Here is a 6855-nt window from a genome sequence, read left to right on the forward strand (position 1 = left end):
CTTCGCCCGACAGGTGGATTCGCCGTCGGACTTCCGGATGATCGTCATCGACGGCGCGGACGAGCCGGGAGGAGCCGGGGAACTCGGTGTACCTGCCGCCGTCGGAGCAGTCGCGAACGCCTACGAGCGTGCCACCGGCAAGACCGTCCGGTCGTTCCCGGTTCGCTTCGACACGAACTTCGAACCGTTCCCTCGATGAAAGGCGCTCGCACATGCACGAATTCACGGTGAACGGTCGCGAGGTCGCCGTCGATGTTCCGGACGATCTGGCGTTGCTGTGGGTGCTGCGTGACAAGCTCGGCGTGCGGGGGCCCAAGTACGGATGCGGAATCGGTGTGTGTCGTGCCTGCACGAGCCATCTCGACGGTGAGGAGATTCAACCGTGCATCACTCCGGTGTCCGAAGTGGACGGCCGCGAGGTCACGACCATCGAAGGACTCGCCGACGGTGATGCCCTCCACCCGGTGCAGCAGGCGTGGCTCGAAGAGGACGTCGCGCAGTGCGGCTATTGCCAGCCAGGCCAGATCATGGCTGCCGTCGCGCTGCTCGAGCGGACCTCCGAGCCGACCGACGTCGACATCGACCGAATCGAGAACGTGTGTCGCTGCGGCACCTACTTTCGCATCCGGCAGGCAATCCGACGGGCTGCAGAGATCGCCCGCTCAGCGGGTGAGCGTCCCGAGGTCGACGGGTAGCTGAATTCCCGTGACGTGACGGGCTTCGTCGGACGCCAGCCACGCCACCGCGGCCGCTATGTCCTCGGGTTGGCTCACCGGGTCCGGCAGCGAGCCCATGAAGATCGGTCCGAGAGTCGGGCCGTGTTCGCCGATGAGCGCCATCATGTCGGTCGGTTGCATCCCCGTCTCGACACCGTGCGGGTGGATGGAGTTGACGCGAATTCCATACTGGCCGAGTTCGTTGGCCATCGACCGGCACAGTCCTACGATGCCGTGCTTGCTTGCCGCGTAGTGCGCCAGAAACGGTAGACCACGCAGCCCGGCCACCGAGCTGGTCATGACGATCGAACCTCCCGTTCCCTGTTCGAGCAGGATCGGAACCGCCGCCTTCACGGTGAAGAACGTCCCGGTGAGGTTGACGTCGATCGTCTCCTGCCACTGCTCCGGGGTGATCTGCCACGACATGGCGGCGGAGCAGATGCCGGCATTGGCGACGACGACATCGAGGCGTCCCAGTTCGGCGACGCCGTCGCGGAGGGCTTTGTCGAGGGCGGCGAAGTCCCGAGTGTCGGTTTCCGTCGCCACGATGCGTCGATCGAGAGCTTCGACGGCGGCCACGGTCTCGGCGAGGTCAGCCGCGCTCGCACCGTCGTAGTGGGTCGAGGGGAACTCGCGGCAGATGTCCACGGCGATGATGTCGGCGCCCTCGGCGGCGAGCCTGATCGCCTCGGCTCGTCCCTGTCCCCGCGCAGCTCCCGTGATGAACGCAACCTTGCCGTCGAACCGTGTCGTCATCGCCTCGACGCTACAACCGACACATCCCCGCCATGTCCGATTCGGGGTTGATTCGACCGACACTTCGGCTGCCCAGTACGGTAAGGGGCGACACGGGAGGTTTGCACTTATGGAAAGTATCGGCGCGTTCATCGGAATCGTCGTGGTCGTTCTGACGATCGTCTTGGTTGTGTTCGGGTGCGGAATGCTGTTCCTGGCGTCGGTCAAGCCTGATCTGTTCAACTTCGATCTCACTCGCCGCTCTCGCCAGAAGGCTGAGAAGGCCGAGAAGAACACCTCGTCTTAGAGATATAGGTCATCATCGGGACTGAAACTCCCGATGATGCGGTTGTATGAGTGTCACGGGAGACTCCGTCTTCCCGGACAGGCAACTGGAGACATCGTGAGCAGTTCGACGGTTACGCACTCGCGGGCCGATGCGCGTGGTCCGCGTATCTGCAGCCCGCGCACCTGCGGGCCCAAGATCAAGGCCCGATTTCTCGGCGAGTCTGTCACGGCGCAGTTCGCTCGCTTCGTTTTCGTCGGTGGGGTCAGCAATATTCTGTACGCGTCCCTTTTCCTAGGTCTCGCGGCGCTCGGCTCGTTCACCGCCAACGTCATCGGCATCGCCGCCAGCACTGTCCTGGCAAACGAACTGCACAGGCGCCACACTTTCCACGCAGCAGAGCGCGTCGGTTGGTTCCAGACTCAATGGGAAGCGGGCGGTCTGGCACTGGTCGGACTAGCGCTCGGTACGGCAGCGCTTGCCGCGGTTCACATTCTCTTCCCCGGGGCGTCCTCCCTCGTCCAGATCGTCGCGGTCGTTGCGGTCAGTGGTGTCATCGGCGCACTGCGGTTCCTTGCCCTACGTGGATGGGTCTTCTACACCCGCGCCGTCTGACTCGCGCCTGTTCCACCACCCCTCAGTACCGCCCGGCGCTAGGCTGACCTCGCTCCAGACTCGCGGAGCGGAGCCTGGGCAGGAGGCCTGCGATGGGTAGGTGGTTCACCGAGACGGTCGTCGACAACGGTCGTCTGCCGTTGTTCTTTCTGCTCGTGTCGTTCCTGCTCGCGTTCCTGTTCATCAGGTTCAGCGTGCGGATGATTCGAGCGGAGGTGTCCTGGTGGCCGGGCAACGTGACGCCTGGCGGCATGCATATTCACCACGTCATGTTCGGTCTGGTGATGGTGCTGATCTCCGGATTCGCCCTCGTCGCGATAGCCAACTACGAGACCCCCATCGCCAACTGCGTCCTGGCGAGTGTGTTCGGTATCGGCAGCGCACTGATGCTCGACGAGTTCGCCCTGATCCTGCATCTGCGCGATGTGTACTGGGCCGAAGAGGGTCGAGCCTCCATCGATGCGGTGTTCGTCGCCGTCGCGATCACCGGGCTGTATCTGCTCGGTGTCCACCCGATCGGGTTCGCTGGCGACTTCGACGCCTATCAAGAGGATCGATCGCTGGGGACCCTTGCGCTTGTCCTCGGCGGTCTAGCGTTCCAGTTGTTGCTGGCGGCGATCACCTTGCTCAAGGGCAAGCTGTGGACCGGTCTCGTCGGACTGTTCTTCGTTCCGCTGCTGATCGTGGGAGCGTGGCGGATCGGGCGACCGAATTCGCCGTGGGCACGGTGGCGGTACACGGACAAGCCGTCGAAACAGGCGAAGGCATGGCTCCGCGAGAAGCGGTTCCGAGAACCGGTGGTGCGCGCGAAGATCGTTGTCCAGGAGGCACTGTCGGGCAGATTCGGAGTACCCGTGGCGGTACCGGAGCTGCCGGAGATTCCCGAATCGGCTCCTGCGTCGGCGAAGTTGCCGAATCGTCTGCTGTCCTCGATTCAGTGGCGTAGAACTCGCCGACGTCTGCGTCGTACTCCGGTGTGGCGTCTGCCGGTCGTGCTGGTGTCGGTGTCGATGGTGCTGGCCTACACCTTCGTCGCGATCGACACCGAGTTCGCCGAACCCACGGGCGCGCTGGCTACCGATTCGGACCTCGACATCGGCGCCACCGCGACGCTTCTGGCGGTCATAGCAGGCGGCATGATCACGCTCACCGGTCTGGTGTTCACTGCAATCACTCTTGCAATGCAGTTCGGGGCGTCGCAGATTTCGGTGCGGGTGGTGCCGATGCTTCAGGAGGAAGCGATCATGCGGTGGTCGATCGGGATGTTTCTGTCCACGTTCGTCTTTGCCGTCGTGATCGCCTCGGATCTCGCGCTGTCGGGACAGCGGGCGTCACCGGTGCTGTCGACATCCATTGCAATTCTGTTGGCCTTCGTCAGCGCGTTCCTGTTCATCGGTTTGGTGGCGCGCGTCGGGATGATTCTCAATTCCTCACGGCTACTTCGCTGGATCGCCGCGCAGGGCCGGACGTCGATCTTCCGGATGTATCCGGCCGTCTCCGCTGAGATAGCGAGTCCGCCGACCAAGCCACTGCCACAGTCTCCACCGCCGGCGATGCGACGGCTGCCGTCTGAATCCTCCGGTTCGCTCGGCACGACGACGGTTCGCCTCGAGCAACTGTCCTCCGACGGCCGCATTCTGTTGGCCGTCGATGTGGCGGGCATCGAGCGACTGGCGACCAAGTGGGGCGTGACGGTGCAGCTCATGCCGACCATCGGCGAATTCGTCGCCCAGGATTCGGTTCTGTTCGAGGTCGAGGGGCCGCAGTTGCGCGTTCGGCCACACCGGCTGGTCGGTGCCCTGGTGTTCGGAGACACGCACAGCCCCATGGTGAGTCCGGCGGCCGCTCTGCAGGCGATCGTCGACATCGCGTTGAAGGCACTCTCTCCGGCGATCAACGACCCGGGCCGCGCTGTGCAGGCCATGGACCACCTCGAGGACCTGTTGATGACGCTCGCTCCCCGGGTCCACCATGAATCCGACAATTCGGCCCCGACACGCATTCGCGGAACTCGGCGCACGTGGGCCGACTACGTCGCTGTCTCCACCGACGAGATTCGACACTTCAGCACGGGATCCACGCAGGTCCAGCGTCGGCTGCGGTCGCTGCTGGTGACGTTGCTCGATGCGTGCCCGCCGGAACAACATCCGCCGCTCGTCGCGCGGTTGGAAGCCCTCGACGCACAGGTGGCGAGGGAGTGGACCGGAAGTCTCGACGTGAGCCTCGCCAGTGCGCCGGATCCTCAGGGATTGGGCTCGGAATTGGGCTCGACGGGTCGCGGCCAACCGGTGGTGTTGGGAGCGGAGCAGAACAACTGAACCGGCGCATGCCTGCCAGCGGGTAGGCGACAGTCGTGGAACGGGCCATGACTAACGGAACCAGCTGTGCGAAAATCGTTCCCGTGACCCAGCAACCCGTGCTTTCGCCGTTGACGACGGCGGCGATCTTTCTCGTCGTAACCGTCGATGCCGGTGGGGAGGACGCGGTTCGCGACGTTCTCGCCGATATCGCCGGTCTTCAGCGGTCCGTCGGATTCCGAGTTCCCGACGGGAAGTTGACGTGTGTCGTCGGAATCGGGTCCGACGCGTGGGATCGGCTGTACGACGGTCCGCGTCCCGCCGAGTTGCACTCGTTCGTACCGCTGGAGGGCGCTGTCCACAGCGCACCCGCGACACCCGGGGATGTGCTGTTCCACTTGCGTGCTCAGCAACAGGACCTGGTGTTCGAGATGGCGACCCAGATCATGAACAAGCTCGACGGCGCGGTGACCGTCGTCGACGAGGTGCACGGTTTCAAGTTCTTCGAGATGCGCGACCTCATGGGTTTCGTGGACGGCACCGAAAACCCGACGGGCGAGGATGCCGCAGTCGCGGTGACGGTGGGGGAATCGGATCCGGAGTTCACCGGTAGCAGTTATGTCATCGTGCAGAAGTATCTGCACGACATGGGTTCTTGGAATTCTCTGAGTACGGAGGACCAGGAGAACGTCATCGGCCGAACCAAGCTGACCGACATCGAGATGGACGACGACGTCAAACCGCCCAACTCGCACACCGCGCTCAACGTCATCGAAGACGAAAACGGTGTGCAGCTGCAAATTCTGCGCAACAACATGCCGTTCGGGGAGGTCGGCACCAAAGAGTTCGGCACGTACTTCATCGGATACTCGGCGACACCGGCTGTCACCGAAGAGATGTTGCGCAACATGTTTCTCGGCAAACCCGAGGGGAACTACGACAGGATTCTCGACTTCTCCACTGCCGTCACCGGCACGCTGTTCTTCGTTCCCACACTGGATTTCCTCGAGGATCCGCCGGAGAAGCCCGCGACGGGGATCGTCGACGCCGCCGAGGTGGGAGCATCCGACGGCTCGCTCGGCATCGGAAGTTTGAAAAGCACCTTCGACAACGAGTCCACCACAAAGGAAGTGTCGGTCCAATGAGTAATCTGCATCGCGAACTCGCCCCGATTTCAGCGGCGGCTTGGGCCGAGATCGAAGAAGAGGCAACGCGTACGTTCAAACGCAACGTCGCTGGGCGCCGGGTCGTGGACGTGAAGGGGCCGTCCGGTCTCACTCTCGCTGCGGTCGGAACGGGGCATCAGAGTTCGATCGCCCCGATCGCCGACGGCGTCATCGCGCATGCGCGGCAATCGCAACCTGTGGTGGAGCTGCGAGTTCCGTTCACCGTCAGCAGGTCTGCGATCGACGACGTGGAACGCGGAGCGAGCGATTCGGATTGGCAGCCGGTCAAGGACGCGGCTACACAAATCGCGTTCGCGGAGGACCGTGCGGTGTTCGAAGGCTATGCCGCAGCAGGGATCACAGGTCTGCGTGAGAGTGCGTCGAACCCGGAGCTGAAGCTTCCGGCTGATCCGCGGGACTACCCGGAGATCATCAGCCAGGCCATCACCTCTCTGCGGCTGGCGGGTGTCAACGGCCCGTACTCGTTGCTGCTCAGCGCGGAAGCATTCACTGCGATCAACGAAACGTCCGATCACGGTTATCCGATCCGCGAGCACCTTCGACGTCTGCTCGACGGCGAGATCATCTGGGCACCCGCCATCGACGGTGCGTTCCTGCTCACCACACGCGGCGGAGACTACGAACTTCACCTCGGCCAGGACCTCTCCATCGGATACCTGTCGCACGACGCCACGACCGTCGATCTGTACTTCCAGGAGTCGTTGACGTTCCTGGCCTACACCAGCGAGGCCGTCGTACCCCTGTTGTCGGCACCGAAGGTGTAGTGCATGTGAGCCTCCCCAAGGACCGGTGCACTCAGGTTGCTACATCTAACAGAATGTTCGCGACTTGTGTTTCGGCCCGGTCGAGCGGACCTACGCTCTCGTAGGTATTCGACTCGAGGAGGCATGTCCATGGTCAGGGAACTTTCGCAGCTGGAGCTGCTGCAGGAGCTCGTTCCGGTTGCGGAAGACAACGTCAACCGGCACATGTCGATGGCGAAGGAATGGCACCCACACGACTACGTGCCGTGGGACGAG

7 protein-coding genes and 2 pseudogenes are annotated in these 6855 nt (G+C 63.4%); 8 read left to right on the top strand and 1 reads right to left on the bottom strand.

All coding sequences use genetic code 11. From position 1 onward, the window contains the following. Positions 1-199, top strand: a pseudogene (locus A2J03_RS30930) (hypothetical protein); the annotation flags it as partial. Positions 200-212: 13 nt separating this feature from the next. Beyond that, positions 213-695, top strand: coding sequence for a (2Fe-2S)-binding protein (locus A2J03_RS07455; protein ID WP_068371550.1), 483 nt, complete (start codon positions 213-215; stop codon positions 693-695). Here the strand turns inward: A2J03_RS07455 and A2J03_RS07460 are convergent. Next, the gene (locus tag A2J03_RS07460) at positions 663-1472 is read right to left on the bottom strand and encodes a mycofactocin-coupled SDR family oxidoreductase (protein WP_068371552.1); all 810 of its coding nucleotides are present in this window, start codon (positions 1470-1472) and stop codon (positions 663-665) included. The genes A2J03_RS07455 and A2J03_RS07460 overlap by 33 nt on opposite strands. A gap of 109 nt (positions 1473-1581) precedes the next feature. Here A2J03_RS07460 and A2J03_RS30935 point away from each other — a divergent pair, with 109 nt between their 5' ends. The 6 genes and pseudogenes from A2J03_RS30935 to A2J03_RS30410 all read left to right on the top strand — a co-directional run. Next, entirely contained in the window at positions 1582-1758 is a 177-nt protein-coding gene (locus tag A2J03_RS30935) for a hypothetical protein (protein WP_197480653.1), read from the top strand. Positions 1759-1905: 147 nt separating this feature from the next. Further along, complete coding sequence (locus tag A2J03_RS07465; protein WP_068371564.1) at positions 1906-2352, top strand: GtrA family protein; 447 nt, start codon at positions 1906-1908, stop codon at positions 2350-2352. A gap of 92 nt (positions 2353-2444) precedes the next feature. Next, a complete protein-coding gene (locus A2J03_RS07470; RefSeq protein ID WP_068371556.1) occupies positions 2445-4670 on the top strand; it encodes a DUF2254 domain-containing protein in 2226 nt (741 codons plus the stop codon). Positions 4671-4717: 47 nt separating this feature from the next. After that, positions 4718-5794 carry a Dyp-type peroxidase gene (locus A2J03_RS07475; RefSeq protein WP_068371558.1) on the top strand — a complete coding sequence of 359 codons (1077 nt, stop codon included), beginning with the start codon at positions 4718-4720 and terminating at the stop codon, positions 5792-5794. Further along, positions 5791-6600, top strand: coding sequence for a family 1 encapsulin nanocompartment shell protein (locus tag A2J03_RS07480; RefSeq protein ID WP_068371562.1), 810 nt, complete (start codon positions 5791-5793; stop codon positions 6598-6600). The genes A2J03_RS07475 and A2J03_RS07480 overlap by 4 nt, the downstream gene beginning before the upstream one ends. Before the next feature lie 129 nt (positions 6601-6729). Then, positions 6730-6855: pseudogene (locus A2J03_RS30410) on the top strand (acyl-ACP desaturase); the annotation flags it as partial.

The sequence above is a fragment of the Rhodococcus sp. EPR-157 genome, from assembly GCF_001647195.1.
Lineage (GTDB): Bacteria > Actinomycetota > Actinomycetes > Mycobacteriales > Mycobacteriaceae > Rhodococcoides.

Bases quoted from the DNA above. Each gene is read 5' to 3' on its own strand.
- A2J03_RS07455 (WP_068371550.1), top strand. From the start codon at position 213: ATGCACGAATTCACGGTGAACGGTCGCGAGGTCGCCGTCGATGTTCCG.
- A2J03_RS07460 (WP_068371552.1), bottom strand. From the start codon at position 1,472: ATGACGACACGGTTCGACGGCAAGGTTGCGTTCATCACGGGAGCTGCG.
- A2J03_RS30935 (WP_197480653.1), top strand. From the start codon at position 1,582: ATGGAAAGTATCGGCGCGTTCATCGGAATCGTCGTGGTCGTTCTGACG.
- A2J03_RS07470 (WP_068371556.1), top strand. From the start codon at position 2,445: ATGGGTAGGTGGTTCACCGAGACGGTCGTCGACAACGGTCGTCTGCCG.
- A2J03_RS07475 (WP_068371558.1), top strand. From the start codon at position 4,718: ATGACTAACGGAACCAGCTGTGCGAAAATCGTTCCCGTGACCCAGCAA.
- A2J03_RS07480 (WP_068371562.1), top strand. From the start codon at position 5,791: ATGAGTAATCTGCATCGCGAACTCGCCCCGATTTCAGCGGCGGCTTGG.